Raw genomic sequence first — 19,057 nt, forward strand, 5'->3', positions numbered from 1 at the left:
AGACGGTCGCCTCTGGCGGCCGTCTTTTGCGTTGGTCGGGCTGACTGCGACGTAACGTCGTCCAGGCGGCGAGGCTCCTGAGTACTTAGCACTACCGGCGCTGGCCTTTCGGGGGCACGACGATCTCCGTGGTCGCCTATACGCTGGCCTCAGGATTTTCAGTGGGGGGTCACGTGTTCGGTATCAAGATGCGTCGGAGGGCGGGAGCGCCCAAGGGAACGCCGGCGGAGCTTTTCGACGCACTCCGCGTTCTGAAGGCTTCGTCGCCTGAGTTGTTCCAACGAGTGCTCGCTTATGTGCTCGAAGGCGCTGACGCGATGGTCGTCTCCGAGATTGCCGGGGCGTCTGACGACCTCGTCTTCTCGCTACTCGGCTGGCCCGGCGAAATCGGCGGCACTCACTCCACCACGCATCCCGCGAGCGAACTCGCCGCGCGCATCGAAAAGGCCGATCGTGGCTGGTCGCCGGTAGATTCCGAAGCGGCCCGCCGGCTTCTTCACGAGCGGATTGTCGTCCTGCGCCCCGATCAGGTCGTGAGACTCGGGCGGGTCCTGATCGCCGCGCGACGCTCAAAGCCGCAGCCCCGGACGAGCGCCGCGGGGCCTGACTGGCTGCCCTGCCTTCTCGTCGATGCGCTCGACCCCCGTGATCACATCTACAGCCGTGACACCGAGCGGACCGTACCCTGGCTCGCCGAGCATCGGACGACGTGGACGCCCGTCTTCATTGTTTCGTTGCTGGAGTCCGATGGCTTCGAAACCGAAGAGGCTGTCTCTATCACCCTGGCGACCGCATTCGACCGGGCGAACCTCGGGTCGTATTGGTATCGGCCACCCATCGACAACCTGTCGCGTTTGGCAGGAACACCAGAATTCGTGGTCGCCCACCGCAAGCGACTCAGGGAGCTCGTCTCCGACTTCACCGCCGACGGCCGCCGCGAGGTCATCGAGCTGACGCGGCGTCACCCCGAGACCCTGCTTCCGTTGCTTGACGTGCTCGCGATCCTTTTGCGCGACACTTCGAAGGGCGTGCGCGGCGACGCGATCCACGCGCTGTCCGTGCTTCCGGCCGCACAGCAGCTCGAGTTGTTCGAGCCGTTGCTCCTGTCCGCTCCCGCCGTCGCCATCGCCGACGTGATCGGCGCTGTCAGCCGCATCGGCGACGGCAGCGGTGCCGTTGAGCGCGCACTCGCGGCGACCGATGGCGCGAAGGGCGCGGCGATCGCGCGCCGCCGCGAGATGCTTCAGACGGCCCTTGAGCGATTGCGGGCCGTCGCCGCTCCTGCCGCCGAGGCGGCCGACGAGATCACCGTCCCGCCCTACGTCCGTCCGGCTGAGCCCGACCTCGGCGACGACTTCGTGACTCAGACGCGGCAGCGGCTCGCCGTGGTGCTCGCCGAGCTTCGGAAGCGCGCTGCTATGCCTCTTGAACCGAAGGCGACGACCTGGGAGAAGGACGACCGGAAGGCGGCCATCACGCACAGCGCCATCCTGTCGAGGGTGACCGAGGCCGATATTCGCGCCTTTGCCGCCTACCTCTCGCGAGGCGGTGCCGTGCCGGAGCTCGTGACCGAGTTCAACCACCGCCGCTTCGCCGGCAGCTTCACCGGACTCACCGTCCTGCAGGCCTTCCGGCTCCACGCGACAGGCCACGGGGGCGATGGCACCACCCAGATTCCGTGGTGGGCGATCAGCGAAGACACGGCCGGAGGCTTTGACCACGACCTGCGCGAACTCGCCGACGCCGCCGCGCGGGTCGGGTTCGACGCTGTCACGACCGACGTCGCGCGGCTCTGCTTCACTCACTACGGCAACGGCCTCGACCGTTTTGCCGAAGAGCACATTTGGCCCTTCTTCGTCGAACATTCGAACCTCCTGGCCGATGTTCTGACGTCGAAGGGCACGTGGATGCGGTATGGCGCCTCCTCCGACGACATCGCGACGGCCCTGACCATCCTTGGCATGATGCCGTCGATCCCCGGCCATCTCGTGGCGCCGGTTGTCGACCTTGCACTCGGAGCGGGCAAGTCGAATCGCCTTGCCGCGCAGAAGGTCCTCGAAACGCGTCCCGGTGCTGTCGCGCTAGCCGTTGGCGCGCTTGCGGACCGCAAGCTCGAGATCCGCGTCTCCACGGCGCAGTGGCTCGCCCGCCTCGGCGATCCCGCCACGATCGCGCCGCTCCGTGCCGCTCTCGCGAAAGAGAAGCGTGAAGTCGTCCGCGCCGCGCTACTCACCTCCCTTGAGGCACTGGGCGACGACATCGCTCAAGAACTCAGGCCGGCCGCCCTCGAAGCCGAAGCCACGGCTGGCCTTGCGAACGGCGTACCCGCCGCACTCGCCTGGTTCCCGTTCGATGCTCTGCCGCCCGTCTGCTGGGCATCGCACGGTACGGCCGTGCCAGCACAGGTCGTCCGGTGGTGGCTTGCCCTCGCCCTCAAGCTAAAGGAGCCGGGCGGCGGCGGCCTCGTCGGGCGCTATCTGACCCTGCTCGACGGACCGAGCCGGGCGGTCCTTGGCGAGTTCGCCCTCTCGGCCTGGATCGCCCGAGATACGCGGCATCCGTCCGAGGAGGAGTCGCGCGCCTTCGCCGACGCGGAGGCGCCGCGTCGCCTTCAATCGACCGCCGACATGGTGAAGCGCTACCCGCAGTGGTACGCCGAGACCCCTGAGGCCAAGTTCACGCTCGATGACTTTCACGCCCAGGCGCGCCGCGAGCACGCCGCTACCTATGTCGGTTCCGCCATCGGAGAGAAGGGGCTGCTCGCCCTTGCCTCCGGCACGGCGGGGCCGGTGCTCGTGCAGGCAATCCAGCGATTCATGAAAGACCATTACCTGCGCCGGGCGCAGATCGAGGCGCTCCTCGAGGTCGCCGCCGCGAGCGACGACCTGGCCGCGACCCAGCTCCTGCTCGCCACCTCGCGGCGCCACCGCACGAAGTCGGTGCAGAACCGGGCCCGCGAGCTGGTCGACAAGATCGCCGAGCGCCGAGGCTGGTCGACCGAGGAGCTCGCGGACCGCACGATCCCGACGGCGGGGTTCGATGACGACGGCGTGCTGCGCCTCAACTACGGGGACCGCGGCTTCGTCGGGCGGATTACCTCCAGGAACACCCTCGAGCTCTCCGACGAGTCGGGCAAGGTCATCAAGGCGCTCCCGGCCGCTCGGCAGAGTGATGAGCCCGAGGCGGTCGCCGAGGCGAAGGCCCAGCTGTCGGCGGCCAAGAAAGAGCTCAAGCAGCAGCTCGGAATGCAGGCAGGGCGGCTCTATGAGGCCATGTGCGCCGAGAGGGCGTGGCCGGTCGCCGATTTCGCGGAGTTCCTGCTTCCTCATCCCCTCATGTCCAGGCTTGTGTCGCGCTTGGTCTGGGTGTTCCGCTCTGAGGCCGGTGTGTCGACGAACATACTGTTCCGGCCCGACGACACTGGTCAGTTGATTGACGCAGCGGACGATGACGTCGAGCTTCCGGCCGGCGGGATCGTACAGGTCGCCCACGCTTCGCTGATGACGGCTGAAGAGCGAGCCGCGTGGCAGGCCCATCTCGCCGATTACGACGTGACGCCCCTGTTCGAGCAGCTCGCGACGGAGGATCCCATACTTGCGCCCGTCGACGGGGAAATCGTCGACCGCAAGGGCTGGCTCACCGACTCGTTCACTATCCGCGGCGCGGCGACGAAGCGGGGCTACCAGAGGGGAGCCGGGGAGGACGGCGGCTGGTTCTACCAGTATCTCAAGCCGTTCACCAGTCTCGACATCGAGGTCGTCATCGGCTTCACCGGCAATCCCCTGCCGGAGGAGAACATCCCGGCAGCCATCACCACTCTGTCGTTTAACAAGCTATCGACAGGCTGGCGCACGAAGCCGGTCGCGATCGGAGACGTACCACCCGTACTGCTCGCCGAGAGTTACGCCGACTACCTCGCAGTGGCGGCGGCGGGAACGTTCGATCCGGAATGGGAGAAGAAGGCGCAATGGTAGACACGAGCACCACCGAGCTCCGCCCGCCCGCCGAGGTGCGCTTTGCCGACGAGCTCACAGCGTTGCGCGAGGCCGACGTGGCCTCGGGTGCTTTGCTTCCGCCGGGGTGGGTGCTCTCACCGCGGTCGGTGCGATCGTTCATCCTCGGTGACTCGTCGCTTGGCGTTCGCCAGAAGTTCTACGGCAACGATCCTCTCGTCGACCGCGCGGTCGTGACCCTGCTGGGTCGACAGGGGCTGATGCTCGTCGGTGAGCCAGGCACGGCTAAGTCGATGCTCTCCGAGCTTCTGGCGGCGGCGATCAGCGGTGACTCCGGCTTGACGATCCAGGGAACGGCCGGAACGACTGAAGACCACATTCGCTACAGCTGGAACTACGCGCTCCTCCTCGCCGAGGGGCCCACCGAGCGCGCATTAGTGCCATCGCCCATCTACCAGGGCCTGTCGCGCGGCCGCGTGGTGCGCTTCGAGGAGATAACCCGCTGTGCTCCTGAGATCCAGGACACCCTGGTGTCGATCCTCTCCGAGAAGCAGCTCATGGTGCCAGAGTTCGGCGAGGGCGCCCGCGTCGCTGCGCGTCCCGGCTTCACGATGATCGCGACGGCCAACCTGCGCGACCGCGGTGTCAACGAGATGTCGTCCGCCCTCAAGCGCCGGTTCACGTTCGAAACCGTGCACCCGATCAGCGACCGCGCCTTCGAGATCCGCCTCGTCGAGGAGCAGCTGACGGCCGAGCTCGGGGATCTGGCCCCCGAGATCCGGTTCGACCGGAGCGTGATCGAACTGCTCGTGACGGCCTTCGCCGAGCTCCGCAGCGGCGTCACGGCTGATGGAACCCCGGTGAAGACGCCGCAGACCGTCATGTCGACGGCCGAGGCGGTGAACGTCGCCTACGCGGCGGCCCTTGATGCCCGCTACTTCGGCGAGGGCGTCGTCACGCCGGCCGCGATCGCCCGGCAGCTCGCTGGCGTCGCCCTGAAGGATGACCCCGAAGACGCCAAGCGCCTTCGGTTCTACGTCGACAACGTGGTGCGCGAGCGCGCCCGCCGCGACCCGGCGTGGAAGCAATTCTTCGCGGCCGCCACCGACCTATGGGCGAAATGATGAAGACCCGCACGCCGTGACACCCATCGTCCCCGTCCTCCCGGACCGCCTCGAGCGAGCATTCAGGATGCTCCGCGAGCTCGAGCGGCAGGGCGTCCATTTCGCGCCGATCCGGCACCACAGCCCCGCGTGCGCCCGCGCGGTAAGCACCCTGATCGACGAGGTCGTGCCGACGTCCGTGCTCATCGAAGGGCCGGAGGAGTACACGGCCCTCCTCTCGCAGCTCACGCGCGAAGAGACCGTGCCGCCCGTGGCCATCCTGAGCACTGCGGGAGATAGCGCCGTGTCGAACGGGTTCTACCCGCTCGCCGAGTACTCGCCGGAGTGGGTCGCCTTGCGCCGCGCGCACGAGATCGGCGCCACGGCGCGGTTCATTGACCTCGCGTGGGACGCGCGGCCGGACACGTCGAACGGCACCGGCAACGCCGCCGAGTCGGATGATGCGAACGAGACCGCCCTGACGCGCAGCATCCAGGCCGAGCGCTACCTCGCGCATAGCGCCACGATTACGGCCCTCGCCGCGCGCGAGCACTGCCGCGACCACGATGAGCTCTGGGATCATCTCTTCGAGCTGAGAGGCGACACGGGCGCAACTGACGACGATGCGACTGCCCAGCCCCGCGATACGAGCGCCCAGCTCGGCGCAGCCGATGCCCGCGTCCTTCTCGACGACGTATTCGTCTGGAGCGCCCTCGCCCGGCTCGAGTACGAGCCCGATGTGCTCGTCGCCGAGGGATCCATCCCGCGCGAGGCACTCATGGCCGCCAGGATCGCGGAGGTCCGCGCTGCGACGACCGGGCCCATCGTCGTGGTGACGGGGGCGTTCCATACGCTCGCGTTAGTCGAGGCGCTCGCCGGTGCTCCCGAAGGTGCACTCGTGCGTGACGCAGCGCCGGCCAGCGGATACGGCGCCCCACGCGACGGCACCGGCGAGGCCTGGCTGATCCGCTTCGACCAGGCGCGCCTCGATGCGGTCAGCGGCTACGGTGCTGGTATGCCGAGCCCCGGCTACTACTCGAGGGTCTGGGCGTCGGGCAACGCCGATCCGACCAGAGACATCCTCCTTGACGTCGCCCGGGCCGTGTCGTCGGCCAAGACCACCGAGCTGCTCGGCATCTCCGACGTCACAGCCGCTCTTATCGCGGCGAGGCGCCTGGCAGACCTTCGCGGCCGGGCTCGTATTGGACGAACCGACGTGCTCGACGCGATCACCTCGACCTTCATCAAGGACGACGACAGCGGTTCGCCGTCGCTCCGAGACGCCCTCCGCTTGGTCTTCGTCGGAGACCGCCTCGGCGAGGTGCCACCCGACGCGGCAGCCCCACCGATGGTCGCGGAAGTACGGCGCCGGGTCGCCGCTGCGGGCCTGGTCATCGCCGACAGCCGGCCGCGGTCGACCTCTCTCGACCTCCACAGGAAGCCAGCGCACCGTGAGCGGAGCCGCCTGCTGAACCTCCTCGAGTTCCTGCGCGTGGGGTTTGCCACCCGCACGGCGGGCCCCGACTTTGTCTCGGGCCGCGGGCTCGGGCGGCTATTCCAGGAGTGGACCTACGCGTGGACCCCTCTCGTCGAGGCCCAGCTCATCGATGCCGCGGCTGAGGGAACCTCGCTCGACGAAATCGCTGTCGCACGCTTTGCTCGGGCCGAGCGGGCTCTCGCCGAGAACGGCCGCTCGGCCTCCGAGGCCGTGGCGCTCCTGGCACAGGTGGCCGTGGTCGGTCTGACCGACCACCTGCCCCGCCTCGTCCTCGTAGTCGGGCAGCACCTGGACGCCGATTCGTCGCTAATGTCCGTGGCGGCTGCAGGGCGGCGGCTGCTCCAGTTGTTCGGAGCGCGAGACGAGCTGCAGCTCGGCGATTCGGAGCAGTTCGCACGCCTGATCGAGAAGGCCGTGGCCGCGATCGCGTTCGCCGTCCCGACTCTGGGTGAGATGCCGCAGACCGACGACGACGCCGCGGTCTCGATGATCGTAGAGCTGCGGGAGTTCGCCTCGCGGGTCGACGAGCAGACTGGTCTGGACGTCGAGCCCGTTCGTCGCGAGCTCGAACGGCTTCGTTCGGTTGCAGAGTCATCACCTGCCGTCCGTGGGGCCCTCACCGCTCTGGTGGCCGTCGACGGTGCCCTGTCCGATGTCAGCCTCGCGGACACGCTTATCTCCGATCTCGGCGCCGGTGCCGACGTGGACCGCGCCATGCGGTTCTTGTCAGGCTTCCTGCGCGCCGCACCCGACCTGCTGCTGCGCGACCCCGTTGTCTTCGACGCGATCCAGGTCGGTGTCGAGCAGCTACCCGAGGAAGCCTTCCTGACCTACCTGCCCGAGTTGCGGCGGTCGTTCGGGTGGCTGCGACCCGTCGAGACGGCATCTCTCGCCGAACGGCTGGTCGGGAGGGGCGCCGCGGTGCTCACCGCAACGAGCGGCGGGCTCACCTCGGGCGATTTGTCGGAGGGTATCGTCCTGCACCGGGCCCTCGCCACGGCGCTGGCTGCAGACGGGCTCAAGGGGTGGGCGGGGGAGACACTGTGACCGATGCGCAGAAGGCCCGCCGATGGCGGCTGATCCTGGGGCGGTACGCCAATGACTCGCTGCCGGGCAGCGGCCTGCAGGGGGCCGACGTGGCGATTGAGCGGACGCTGTCATACCTGTACGACCGCGAATACACCGCTCGTGGACACCGCCTGCGCACCGAGGGAGCCGGCGGGTCGCTCGACGCCTCCGCCCTGACTGCGCTGAACTGGCTCGGCGGAGCGCGAGAGCTGTTTCCGCAGTCGACGTACGAGCGCATGCAGGTGCATGCCATCGAGAAGTACGGGCTAACCGAGCTGCTCGCCGACGAGGACGCCGCCGCCGCGCTCGTGCCCTCGCCTCAGCTAGCGACTGCGCTGCTGTCGATCCGGGGCAGGCTCGACGCGTCGGTCGAGGCCGGGGTGCGCCGCGTCATCGCGGCTACGGTCGATGACATCGTGCAGCGGGTGCGCCCCCGCTTCGCCCAGGCGCTGATCGGTCGGCGCACCAGGGCCCGGTCGATGCGGCGGTCGAGCGCGACCTTCGACTGGCGGGCGACTCTGCACCTCAACCTTCGAAACTATAACCCGGCGACGGCGCGCCTCTACGTCGACCAGGTGCGCTTCACCGCTCGCGCCAAGCGGACTCTGCCGTGGGATGTCATCGTCTGCGTCGACCAAAGCGGATCGATGGCCAGCTCGGTCATGTACAGCGCGGTCTGCGCCAGCATCCTGGCAGCGCTGCCCGGCGTCACGGTGAAGCTGGTGCTCTTCGACACCTCGGTGACGGACGTGACCACATTGGCGAGCGACCCCGTCGGCGTGCTCCTGACCGCACAGCTCGGCGGCGGCACTGACATCGCCGGAGCCCTCGGGTACTGCGAGGGCCTGGTGACCACCCCCTCGCGCACCGTCCTGACGCTGATCAGCGACTTCGAGGAGGGTGGCTCCGTGGCGGCTATGCTTGCCACCGTCTCGCGCCTGAGAGAGTCCGGTGTCACGCTTCTCGGGCTGGCCGCGCTCGACGAGGTCGCCGAGCCCACCTACGACCGGCAAATGGCTGACCGGCTTTCCACACGAGGCATGGAGATCGCCGCGCTCACGCCCGAGCACTTCGGCGAGTGGCTGGGCGAGGTCATGGCGTGAGCGTGAATCCGGTCGCGGCGGCTTTCCGCGATTTCGACGATGCGACTCTGCAGACGCTCGGTAACGTCGGCCTGCTGCGTCGCGCCGCCAAGGACGTCGCCGCCGGGCGGGTGTCGGCGGTCGATGAGTCTACTGTCGAGGTGGCGGGTGCGACCGTCCGCGTCGGGCCCAGCGGTCCGGCCGGTGCTACCTGCGACTGTGTCGCCGCCGGAATCTGCCAGCATGTCCTGGCTGCCAGCCTCTGGCTGCGCAACCTCGCGCAGGCCCCGGGCGAAGGCGATGACGACGGCGGTCCCGTGGCTACCGGTGAAGGCGCTGTCGTCGACGGCCCGACCGCCCTTGATGAGCTGCTGGGGCTCGATCCGCTCGTCCTCGCGAAGAACGTCGGAATCGCCGCCGTTCGTCTATCTCGGGCCTTCGACGGAACCGCCACCATCCACCCCAGTGACTCCCACATCGATGTCATTCTGGCCGGCGAGAGCACGACGATCCGCTTCGTGCGCGGCGCCGGTTTCGACGGCATGATCTCGGGCTATCCCCGTGCCGAGCGGCCCCAGCGGCACCTGACCGCCGTCCGCCTCGTCGTCGAATCGTCGGGACGCGAGTGGCGATGGCCCGGACTCGCCTCCCCAGCAGCACCGACGGATCCTTCGCGACTGTCGGCAGGCGAGGCTCAGGCGCTCGCCGACGCCCGTGCAACGGCCTCGGCGCTCTGGCGCACCGGGCTGGCCCACCTCGGGAACGACGCCTCCGATCGGTTGGCTATCGACTCGATGACCGCCCGCATCGAGGGACTCCACCGACTTGCGCGACTCCTCGCGAGTGCCGCCGGGCTCTCGGACGACCTCGCCGCGCACCACGACGACGTGACCGAGCCGCAGCTCGCCGTCGTCCTCGCCGACATCGTCGCGCACGCCACCGCAGTCGAAGCGGCGTCGGGCGATCCCGTTCGCATCGATCGGCTACGCGGAGTGGCCCGTCGCACCTTCGTCGAGGTCGCGGCACTCGACCTGGTCCCCCTCGACGTTCGCTGGTTCGAGCCGCCGGCTGGGGGCCGTGGAGTGACGGCGGTCTTCCTTGACCGGGCGACCGGGCAACTCGTCGAGACCACCTCGGCGCGGGCCTCCGGCACTGACCCGTCGTTCCGACGTGACGGGCCTGGACTGCTCTGGGGGCTCTCAATCGCGAAAGTCGTCGAAGGTGCCTTTACCCTCCGCAGCCCGCGACTCGACGCCGACGGCGAGCTCTCGGCGGGAGACCTCAGCTCGATCGACTTCGCCTCGGCACGCCGCCTCGGGCACGACGACTTCGCGCCCCTGGCCGTCGATGACTGGTCGCAGATGCGGGGTGCCGACGGCCGCGGCGAATCGACGGTGGTCGTGCGTCCTTCGTCGGTCGGCGACCTCGATCTGCGAGAAGTGGCGCAGGAACTCAGCTGGCCGCTGACAGACACTTCGGGCAGGGTGCTCGACGTGCAAATCGAGGCCGACGTCGACCACCGCCGTCGGGCCGATGCCCTTCTCGCGCTGGTCGAGACGCGCGCCGTCGTGGAGTACATCGTCGGGGTACGACGGGTGCGATCCGGGCGGATGCGAATCGACGTGTCGAGCGTTGTCGTACGCGATGGTGCCTTCCTCCGGCTTGTCCCGCTGGACTTCGAGCGGCCTGCCGCCGAGACTCCCTCGTCGGGTAAGCCGTCGGCACTGCGTCAGCGTCTCTCCCGCTTGGCGTCACGGCTGGCTGGGGGAGCTCCGGCCGAATTTCGCCCCGCAGGGCCGCCGCAACAGCCGCCGACCCTCGGCGAACGGGTGCTGCTGCCCATCGTCGAGGTTCTCGACGAGCTGGCCGCCACGGGCCGTCCCACGCTCAACGAGCGCCAGAGCGCGCTGCTTAAACGCCAGCGCTCGATGGCGCGCAACCTCACTCTCGGAGCTGTGTCCGACGCGGTCGACTTCGTAGTCGACGCCGAGCGGCTTGACCCCCTAGCGCTCTTGAGGTGCTACTACGTTGTCGGACGAGCGCTCGGGCTTGCTGCTGGCTGACGCGCTTGGTGCCGGCGGTTACAACGGTCGGGTCGTTTTCCGTTAGAGAATGTCCGTGATTGCGGCGGGAGCGATGTCAGCTGGCAAGACGGGCTCCGCGCGGAGAACCTCCCTAGTTCCGACCGACGGCCAAAAAACTGCGCTTGACTCCTGTTGCTGCAGAAGGCACTAGCACCGGCAGCGTCACCACGAACTCGGCCCCCACACCGGACGCCGGCGCAACACACACCAGCTCGCCCCCGTGCGCCCGGGCGATGCCGCGCGCGATCGGCAGACCGAGACCGGCACCGCCGCTCGCGTGATCGCGGCCCGCGTCAAGGCGCACCAGGCGGTCGAAGATGCGCTCGCGGTCGGACTCGGGAACTCCCGGGCCATTGTCGGCGACGGTGACTGACACGGGAGAGCCGACCGGCGCATGAACCGAAAGGTGGACCCGGCCGCGCCCCGACGTGGCACGAGACGCGTTGTCGACAAGGTTGCCGATCACCTGGGCCAGCCGGTCGACGTCGGCGTCGACGAGGACGGGCTGGTTATCCACGATGCGATCGGGCAACGACACCTGCAGGTCGAGCCCGGGCCGGCGCAGACGGTCCCGCTCGACCTCGGCCAGCACGAGCGCACCGAGGTCGACCGGGGCGAGTTCGAGCTCGAGGCCGCGATCGACGCGAGCCATCATCAGCATGTCGTCGATGAGGCGCGAGGCGCGCCCCGCCTCCCGAGCGACGTGTGAGGCCAGCCGTTCGCGCTCCTCGGCGCTCACCGGCGCTCGCACGAGGGTGTCGGCGGCAGCACGCATGCCGGCGACCGGTGTGCGCAACTCGTGGGCGGCATCCGACACGAACGACCGAACCCGCGCCTCGGCCTCGAGCGCCTTCCGTTCCGCTCCCTCGACGGCGTCGAGCATCTCGTCGAACGCGAGGGCCACCCGGCCGATCTCGGTGCGTGGATTGCCCGGTCGCAGTCGCCGACCACGATCACCCCCGGCGATGGAGCGCGCGACGCCGGTCATCCGGTCGAGAGGTCGGAGAGAGGCCCGCACCACGAGAACGAGGCCGACGGCCGCCACGACCAAGAACGCACCCGACGCCCCGAGCATCACCCAGCGCAGCTGCGCCAGGGTCTGCCCGACCGAACTCGCATCGGCCGTCAGCGTGATCGTCGACCCGTCACTGAGCATCGACACGAGAGTGATGATCTGGTCATCGTCAGTGATGCGCGACGAGCTGATCGTCACATCGGCGGCGGCGGCCGGAGCAGTCGACGTGCCCGACGATTCGGCGGATGACTCGGTCGACGACGACCCGGCACCTGCCGCTCCACCCGGCGCATTCCCGGCCGGCCCGACCAGCCCGCCATTCGCCTTCGGCCCCGCCCGCAGCTGCTCCGGGGAGGGCCCGGCGACGATCGAATCGCCGTTCTTGTCCCTGATCAGCACCGACAGCCCCTGGGCCGAGAGGCGTTCCGCGAGGTCGTCCGAGCTGACCGTGCCGACGAGAGCGGTCGCGGCGGAGGCGCGGTCGCGAAGCCGATCCTCGATCTGACCGCGGAGACGCTGACCGAGGATGGCCTCGACGGTGATCGCGAGGGCGCCGAGCAGCACCACGAGGAGGAGCAGCACGGCGACGACGGCGCGCAGGCGGAGAGAGCCCGTTCGGAGGCCGGGCATGGTTCGGGTGGGGCGGATCCTTCGGTTCATCGCACGGCCTCGGCGACAGCGACTCGATAGCCCATGCCTCGGACGGTATGGATGAGGCGGGGGCCGTGCGACTCCATCTTTCGACGGAGAGACGAAAGGTGGACCTCGACGAGATTGGGGTCGTAGTCGTCGTAGCCCCACACCTGCGTGAGGATCTGCCCCTTCGAGAGAGTGCGCCCCCGGCTCGACGCGAGGAACTTGAGGAGGCGGAACTCGGTTGCGGTGAGATCGAGGACGACGTCGCCGCGACGGGCCGAAGCCGCCTCCTGATCGACGAGGAGATCGCCGATCTCGATAACAGACGGAACACGGCCGCGGCGGCGGAGCACGGCAGTAACCCGCGCGACGAGCTCGGCCATCGAGAACGGCTTCACCAGGTAGTCGTCGATGCCCTCCGAGAAACCGCGGAGGCGGTCGTCGACCTCGTCGCGAGCGGTCAGCATGACCACGGCGGCGTCGGTCGAGGTCCGTACGGCGGCGGCGAGCTGGATGCCGTTCGGCCCCGGCATCATCCAGTCGAGGATCACCAGATCGGGCAGGAAAGTCGACAGCTCGGCCGCGATCGAACGGCCGTCGGGGGCGGTTCGGCAGCTGAATCCCTCGGCCGAGAGGGCGGTCGCGACGGAGGTGCGAATGGTCTCGTCGTCGTCGACGATCAGGATTCGGGCGGGGTTGGGCATGAGGGAACGCTACGACTTTTCGCGTGCACGGACCTATGAAACTCCTGCCCAGAAGCTGTCCTTAAGTGATGCTTCAGATTCGACTTCGACTCTGAGTTCACCAGCAACCGGGCAGCAGCCCAGATGAACGGAGCAACCCATGAGCAAGAAAAACAACAACGACGACAACACCCCCTTCGACCCGTTCGGCATGAACCGGGCCGACGACGGCGCCGGCCGCGATGACGCCGGTCGCGCCGATGGCGGCCATGACGGCAGCACGGGTGCCGGCCACGTCGACGGCACCGTCGACAACCAGCCCACCGAGGAGCTCGCGCGGCCGGTCGTTGGCACCCCGGGCGGCTCGGACGACTACGCCCAGACGCGGGAGATGCCCGAGATGGGCCGACCCGCCGCCGAGTGGAACGCACCGGCTCGCGAGACCGTCGTCGCCTCGTACGGCGCACCCGGCCACGGAGACGGCAGCGGCAGCGGCAGCGGCGCCGGCAGCGCCTTCGGCACCGGGCAGAAGCGCACCAAGCGCATCGTGATCGGTGCCGCCATCGTTGCGCTCTGCCTCGGCGGGGCCGGGGTGGGTGCCGCGGTCGCGGCCTCGGGCAACGGCAACACCGGATCCACCAGCTCGGCCGCGGGCAGCGCCGGATCGAACGGCTCAGGATCCGCGGGAATCGGCACCAGCACAGCCGAACCGACCGACGGCGCCACGTCCGGTACCGGCGGTGGCTCGAGCTCGACGCCGCAGGCGTGTGCGCCGGGTGCGGGCGCGGGGACCGGGACGGGTTCTGGGTCCGGCACGGGCTCCGGCTCGACATCGGGGCCGGCTGCGGGGCCGACTGGGGGGCCGGCTGCGGGGAAGGGCCCTGCGGCGGGTGCGCTTCCGGCGGGTCCCGCGGACGGGAAGAAGCCTGCGGCCCCGGCTGACGGGAAGGCGCCAACTGCTCCGGCTGCTCCGGCTGATGGGAAGGCTCCGGCTGATGGCAAGGCTCCGGCCGCGCCGACGGCTCCCGCCGACGGGAAGGCGCCCGCGACGTCGTCTACCGGGAAGGCGCCTGCTGCGCCTGCGGCTCCGGCCGATGGAAAGGCTCCCGCACTCCCGAAGCAGGGGGAGAAGCCTGCCGCACCGAAGGAAGGCACGGCACCGACACCTCCCGCCGCGGCGAAGGACGGCAAGACGCCGGCCGCACCGAAGGCGGGTACCGCGCCGACGGCTGAGCCCACCGCGCCGTCCGGATCGGCGACCGCCCCGGCGGAGTCCTGTGGCGCGTCCTCCTAGGCAGCCACTCACTGCAAGGTGACGTGGATCGGCCAAGGTCACAGCGCCGCGGCGCGCGACCTTGGCCGATCCGCGTCGGGTCGTCCGGCGACGGCACGAGCCACCCCTGTGGAGAACGTCAGCCGACCGGCCCGGAGCCTGTCAGACTCGGTGCATGCCTTCTTTGACGTACGACGTGACCGTGAGCCGCGACGGCTCCGCCTGGCTCCTCGAGATCGCCCCGATCGGTGGTGTCGCCGAAGCCCGCTGGCTCGGCGAAGCCGAATCAGTGGCCCGCGCCTTCATCGCCGACTTCGAAGACGCCGACCCGGAGAAGATCGAGCTCGAGCTGACGGTCGTGTATCCCGGCGACGTCGCCGAGCAGCTCGACCGGGCCGAAGAGCTCCGGCGTACCTCCGACGAGGCGCTCGACGACGAGTGGGAGGCCCTTGGCCGAGCCGCACGCGCGCTCGACGACGAGGGCGTCACCCGTCGCGATATCGGCGACATTCTCGGGCTGGCTGTGCCGAGGGTCCGGCGCATTCTGCGCGGCGGGCCGCGCGAGAACCAGTCGCGGCAAGACGCTCAGTAGAGCTCGAAGCCGGGGCCGGCTGCCCGGGCGAGCCGTCGGATCCTGCGTTCGACCCGCAACGAAGACACCGCCTTCCGGCCAGAACGCCGTCGAAAGACGGGGTTTCTGCCGAAAGGCGGTGTCGAGCCCAGCCGAAGGGCTTAGTAGCGGGGCTTGCGGGCCGGGCGCTCGTCGCCGTACTCGCGACGCGGGCGGTCTGAGCGCTCGGGGCGATCCGTCCGCTCGGTGCGAGCGCCGCCACTGCGGCGGTCGGGCCGGATCTCGATGAGCTTGCCGCTGATGCGGGTGTCTGTTAGGCGCTCCAAGACGCTGGGCGACATGTCGGCCGGCAGCTCGACGATCGAGAAGTCGGGTCGGATCGCGATCGCACCGAAGTCGTCGCGGCTCAGGCCACCCTCGTTGGCGAGGGCTCCGACGATCTGTCGCGGCTCGACGCGCTGACGACGACCCACCTCGATGCGGTACGGAGCCATCGGCTTCGTGGTGCGGGGGCGTCGCTCTCCGCGGTCTGCGCTGTCACGCTCGGGGCGGTCGCCACGATCCGGGCGGTCAGAGCGCTCGGGTCGCTCGTCGCGACGAGCGGCACGCTCAGCCGCCGGATCGAGCAGAAGCGGGGTCTCGCCCTGGGCGACGACCGCGAGAGCCGCAGCCACATCGGCCTCGGGCACGTCGTGGTGCTCGACGTAGTGCGCGATGATGTCGCGGAACGCCGAGATGCGCGGCTCCTGCTCGAGCGCCGCGGTGATCGCGTCGTCGAAGCGGGTGAGGCGCGTCACGTTGACGTCTTCGACGCTCGGAAGCTGCATCTGAGTCAGGGGCTGGCGGGTGGCCTTCTCGATGGCGCCGAGGAGGCGACGCTCACGGGGCGTGACGAAGCTGATTGCGGCACCCGAACGACCGGCGCGACCCGTGCGGCCGATGCGGTGCACGTACGACTCGGTATCGATCGGAATGTCGTAGTTGACGACGTGGCTGATGCGGTCGACGTCGAGACCGCGGGCGGCGACGTCGGTCGCCACGAGGATGTCGAGCTTGCCCGACTTCAACTGGTTGACCGTGCGCTCACGCTGAGCCTGGGCGACATCACCCGAGATCGCCGCCGCCGAGTAACCACGTGCGCGCAGCTTTTCGGCAAGCGTCTCGGTCTCGCTCTTCGTGCGGACGAAGATGATCATGCCCTCGAAGTTCTCGACCTCGAGGATTCGGGTCAGGGCATCGACCTTCTGCGGGTACGAGACCATCAGGTAGCGCTGGGTCGTGTTGGCCGAGGTCGTGGTCTTCTGCTTGACCGTGATCTCTTCGGCGTCGTTCAGGTACTGCTTCGAGATGCGACGGATCTGCGACGGCATCGTCGCGGAGAACAGCGCGACCTGCTTGTCGTCGGGAGTGTCGGCGAGAATGGTCTCGACGTCTTCCGCGAAGCCCATCTTGAGCATCTCGTCAGCCTCGTCGAGCACGAGGTACTTCAGCTCGGAGAGGTCGAGAGTGCCTTTGGCGAGGTGGTCCATGATGCGGCCGGGGGTGCCGACGACGACGTGGACGCCGCGGCGGAGAGCCGACAGCTGCACGCCATAGGCCTGCCCGCCGTAGACCGGAAGAACGTGGACGCCGCGCATGCCCGAGGCGAACTGCTCGAAGGCTTCGCAGACCTGGAGCGCGAGCTCACGGGTGGGGGAGAGGACGAGAGCCTGGGGCTTCTTCGCACTGACATCGAGGCGCGACAGGATCGGCAGCGCGAAAGCGGCGGTCTTGCCGGTACCGGTCTGAGCGAGACCGACGACATCGCGGCCGGATAGGAGCGTCGGTATAGTCGCGGCCTGAATAGCGGAAGGCGTCTCGTACCCGATGTCGCGCACCGCCTTCAGGACGGCGTCGCTCAACCCCAGATCCGCGAACGTCAGGGGGTTCTCGGTCGTCTCGGTCGCTTCGGCCTCGATCGGGGCATTTTCATCACTCACTGTATAGACCGTAGTCGCTCTCGGCCCCTCCCAGGCACGCCCCTATACTCCTGGCATGCGAATCGTGCGTAACGGCTACAAATTCCTCTTCCTTTTCGCTGCTTTCGTCGTGCTCGGGATCGGCACGACCCTCTTGGGCGAGGTGCCCTCGCTCGCGGTGGCCGCCGCCTGGATCGGTGTTGCCGTGACGCCCCTCGTCGTGGTCATCGCCACCAGGGTCTTCCGGGTGCCGGAGGAAGACACCGTCAGCCCGCGACCGCTCTGGCGGATGACTGGTCGGCCCACCGCCGGCTTCGTCTTGGGCAGCGTCTTGGCCCTCAACATCATCGCCACCGTCTGGATCGAGATCTACGGTCGGACCATCGGCGCATCCGACTACTCGACAATCGACGGCCCCGGCGGATTGCCCGTGCTCATCGTCGACCTGCTCGTGTGCGGGGTGATCGCCGTGCTGTACTTCCGTTCGTCGATTCGCCTCACTCGGGAGGGCTCACCGGCCGCCGGAGCCGCTCCCGTCGGCTAGATCCGGTTCAGGCTGTCGTCGACGTCTCGTCTTGCGCGGCGGCCGTCTCGGTCGGCTCGCCCTCGAGTGAACCTCGGCGGCGCCGCACGACGAAGGTGACCGCCCACAGCACGACTCCGATCACCAGCAGTGCTCCAGCGATGCTGTATTGCTCGCTGCCGCGGCCCGACGACCAGGGCAGGACGAGCCAGAGGCACGCGCTGATCCCGATCACGGGGAGCACGGATCCGGCGTGGAAGTGGTTCTGCCGCACGGTGTCGCGACGGAGCTTGAGCACGACGAAGTTGACTACGGCGAAGACCGTCAGGAGCAGCAGCGACGTGGTGCCGCCCAGCACGGCGACGATCGGTGACTCGGGCGACAGCGACACGTAACCGATCAGCAGCAGGCTGAGGCCCGTGGTGAACAGGATCGACGCCCAGGGCGTCTGGTTCTTCGCGTGCACCTTCGATAGAAAGCCCGGTAAGACGTTCTGCTTGGCCATGCCGTACAGCAGGCGGCTGGCCATCATCATGTTGATGAGGGCAGAGTTCGCGACCGCGAACATCGAGATGAACGGCAGCAGGGATCCGATGGGGAACCCGGGTGCGGCCGTCTCGACCACGGTTACCAGCGGAGTCTCGTTGTCGGCCAGTTCGCCGATCGGCACGACCGCCACGGCGCAAAGGGCGACGAGCACGTAGATGACCGCAGTGATGCCCAGCCCCGTGAGCATGACCCTGGGGAAGATCCGGCTGGGATCTTTCGTCTCTTCGGCCATGTTGACCGAGTCTTCGAAGCCGACCATGGCGAAGAAGGCCAGGCTCGTCGCGGCCGAGATGCTGAGGAGGAGGGTCTTGTCGCCCGGCGTCTCGAACAGCACGACGCGCGAGAAATCGGCGTTGCCACCCGTGATGGCGTACAGGCCGATCAGGATCACCATCACGAGCCCCGACAGCTCGACGAGGGTCAGTACGACGTTCGCCTTGACGCTCTCGGAGACGCCACGGAAGTTGATGAGCATGACGAGCAGCATGAAGCCCATCGCGATGAGCATGATCGTGCCGTTGCCGAGCTCGACGTCGATGCCCACGGCGAGGTTCGCGGCGAACGCGCGCGCTGCCGTGGAGGCGGAGGTGATGCCCGAGCACATCACGATGAAGGTCACGATGAACGTGACGAAGTGGACGCCGAATGCCTTGTGCACATAGAGCGCGGCACCGGCGGTCTGAGGATATTTCGTGACGAGTTCAAGGTAGGAGAAGGCTGTGACCAGGGCCACGCCGAATGCGATGAGGAACGGCAGCCAGGCGGCACCGCCGACTTCGGCCGCGACCTGCCCCGTGAGTGCGTAGACCCCGGTGCCGAGGATGTCGCCGACGATGAAGAGGAGGAGGAGCTTCGGCCCGATGGCCCTCTTGAGCTCGGTCGGTTGCTCGCTGTTCGGGGCCGGGCGGCCCGCGGGTGCCCGCGTTATCGACGACATGAAAACCTCCGGAATCGGCTGGTGCTCGGGTCTTTCGGTTCACGCCATACTGCTGCCCGCCACCGACATTCGCCATGTCAGAGTCAGAGATTGCAGGGCGTGCACACTTCAGCCATCGTCCGTT

Annotated in this window: 12 protein-coding genes; 8 read left to right on the forward strand and 4 right to left on the reverse strand. The window is 68.6% G+C overall.

What is annotated here, in order from left to right:
* Positions 1-296: 296 nt before the first annotated feature.
* The 5 genes from ASF54_RS00110 to ASF54_RS00130 are packed head-to-tail and all read left to right on the forward strand — an operon-like array spanning position 297 to position 10,767.
* On the forward strand, positions 297-3,974 hold the full coding sequence (locus ASF54_RS00110; protein WP_055957281.1) for a DUF4132 domain-containing protein: 3,678 nt from the start codon (positions 297-299) through the stop codon (positions 3,972-3,974).
* Complete coding sequence (locus ASF54_RS00115; RefSeq protein WP_055957284.1) at positions 3,968-5,077, forward strand: ATP-binding protein; 1,110 nt, start codon at positions 3,968-3,970, stop codon at positions 5,075-5,077. The genes ASF54_RS00110 and ASF54_RS00115 overlap by 7 nt, the downstream gene beginning before the upstream one ends.
* 16 nt (positions 5,078-5,093) lie before the next feature.
* Positions 5,094-7,601: a DUF5682 family protein gene (locus ASF54_RS00120; RefSeq protein WP_055957286.1), complete on the forward strand. Its 2,508-nt coding sequence runs from the start codon at positions 5,094-5,096 to the stop codon at positions 7,599-7,601.
* Positions 7,598-8,725 (forward strand): VWA domain-containing protein, encoded by a 1,128-nt coding sequence (locus tag ASF54_RS00125; protein WP_055957290.1) that lies wholly within the window; start codon positions 7,598-7,600, stop codon positions 8,723-8,725. The genes ASF54_RS00120 and ASF54_RS00125 overlap by 4 nt, the downstream gene beginning before the upstream one ends.
* A complete protein-coding gene (locus ASF54_RS00130; RefSeq protein WP_055957292.1) occupies positions 8,722-10,767 on the forward strand; it encodes a hypothetical protein in 2,046 nt (681 codons plus the stop codon). Before ASF54_RS00125 ends, ASF54_RS00130 begins: the two co-directional genes overlap by 4 nt.
* A 112-nt stretch (positions 10,768-10,879) precedes the next feature.
* Here ASF54_RS00130 and ASF54_RS00135 read toward each other — a convergent pair whose 3' ends face one another.
* Together ASF54_RS00135 and ASF54_RS00140 are read right to left on the reverse strand one after the other, a co-directional pair.
* Positions 10,880-12,433, reverse strand: coding sequence for a sensor histidine kinase (locus ASF54_RS00135; RefSeq protein ID WP_235480889.1), 1,554 nt, complete (start codon positions 12,431-12,433; stop codon positions 10,880-10,882).
* 26 nt (positions 12,434-12,459) lie between these two features.
* Positions 12,460-13,143 carry a response regulator transcription factor gene (locus ASF54_RS00140; RefSeq protein ID WP_055957298.1) on the reverse strand — a complete coding sequence of 228 codons (684 nt, stop codon included), beginning with the start codon at positions 13,141-13,143 and terminating at the stop codon, positions 12,460-12,462.
* A 139-nt stretch (positions 13,144-13,282) separates the two neighbouring features.
* Between ASF54_RS00140 and ASF54_RS00145 the strand changes: the two genes are divergently transcribed.
* Positions 13,283-14,416 (forward strand): hypothetical protein, encoded by a 1,134-nt coding sequence (locus ASF54_RS00145; RefSeq protein ID WP_055957302.1) that lies wholly within the window; start codon positions 13,283-13,285, stop codon positions 14,414-14,416.
* Between the two features lie 154 nt (positions 14,417-14,570).
* Positions 14,571-14,987 (forward strand): hypothetical protein, encoded by a 417-nt coding sequence (locus ASF54_RS00150; protein ID WP_123943549.1) that lies wholly within the window; start codon positions 14,571-14,573, stop codon positions 14,985-14,987.
* A 140-nt stretch (positions 14,988-15,127) separates the two neighbouring features.
* On the opposite strand, the gene ASF54_RS00155 is transcribed toward ASF54_RS00150, so the two are convergent.
* Positions 15,128-16,945 carry a DEAD/DEAH box helicase gene (locus ASF54_RS00155; protein WP_055957309.1) on the reverse strand — a complete coding sequence of 606 codons (1,818 nt, stop codon included), beginning with the start codon at positions 16,943-16,945 and terminating at the stop codon, positions 15,128-15,130.
* A 55-nt stretch (positions 16,946-17,000) separates the two neighbouring features.
* On the opposite strand from ASF54_RS00155, the gene ASF54_RS00160 reads away from it, so the two are divergent.
* Entirely contained in the window at positions 17,001-17,468 is a 468-nt protein-coding gene (locus ASF54_RS00160) for a hypothetical protein (RefSeq protein ID WP_055957311.1), read from the forward strand.
* Positions 17,469-17,475: 7 nt separating this feature from the next.
* Here the strand turns inward: ASF54_RS00160 and ASF54_RS00165 are convergent, their stop codons facing one another.
* On the reverse strand, positions 17,476-18,933 hold the full coding sequence (locus tag ASF54_RS00165; protein ID WP_055957314.1) for an APC family permease: 1,458 nt from the start codon (positions 18,931-18,933) through the stop codon (positions 17,476-17,478).
* Between the last annotated feature and the right edge of the window lie 124 nt (positions 18,934-19,057).

It is taken from the genome of Frondihabitans sp. Leaf304 (genome assembly GCF_001423105.1).
In the GTDB taxonomy this organism is placed as follows: domain Bacteria; phylum Actinomycetota; class Actinomycetes; order Actinomycetales; family Microbacteriaceae; genus Frondihabitans.

Coding starts and splice junctions, on each gene's coding strand:
- ASF54_RS00115 (WP_055957284.1), top strand. CDS start 3,968: ATGGTAGACACGAGCACCACCGAGCTCCGCCCGCCCGCCGAGGTGCGC.
- ASF54_RS00135 (WP_235480889.1), bottom strand. CDS start 12,433: ATGCCCGGCCTCCGAACGGGCTCTCTCCGCCTGCGCGCCGTCGTCGCC.
- ASF54_RS00140 (WP_055957298.1), bottom strand. CDS start 13,143: ATGCCCAACCCCGCCCGAATCCTGATCGTCGACGACGACGAGACCATT.
- ASF54_RS00145 (WP_055957302.1), top strand. CDS start 13,283: ATGAGCAAGAAAAACAACAACGACGACAACACCCCCTTCGACCCGTTC.
- ASF54_RS00150 (WP_123943549.1), top strand. CDS start 14,571: ATGCCTTCTTTGACGTACGACGTGACCGTGAGCCGCGACGGCTCCGCC.
- ASF54_RS00160 (WP_055957311.1), top strand. CDS start 17,001: ATGCGAATCGTGCGTAACGGCTACAAATTCCTCTTCCTTTTCGCTGCT.
- ASF54_RS00165 (WP_055957314.1), bottom strand. CDS start 18,933: ATGTCGTCGATAACGCGGGCACCCGCGGGCCGCCCGGCCCCGAACAGC.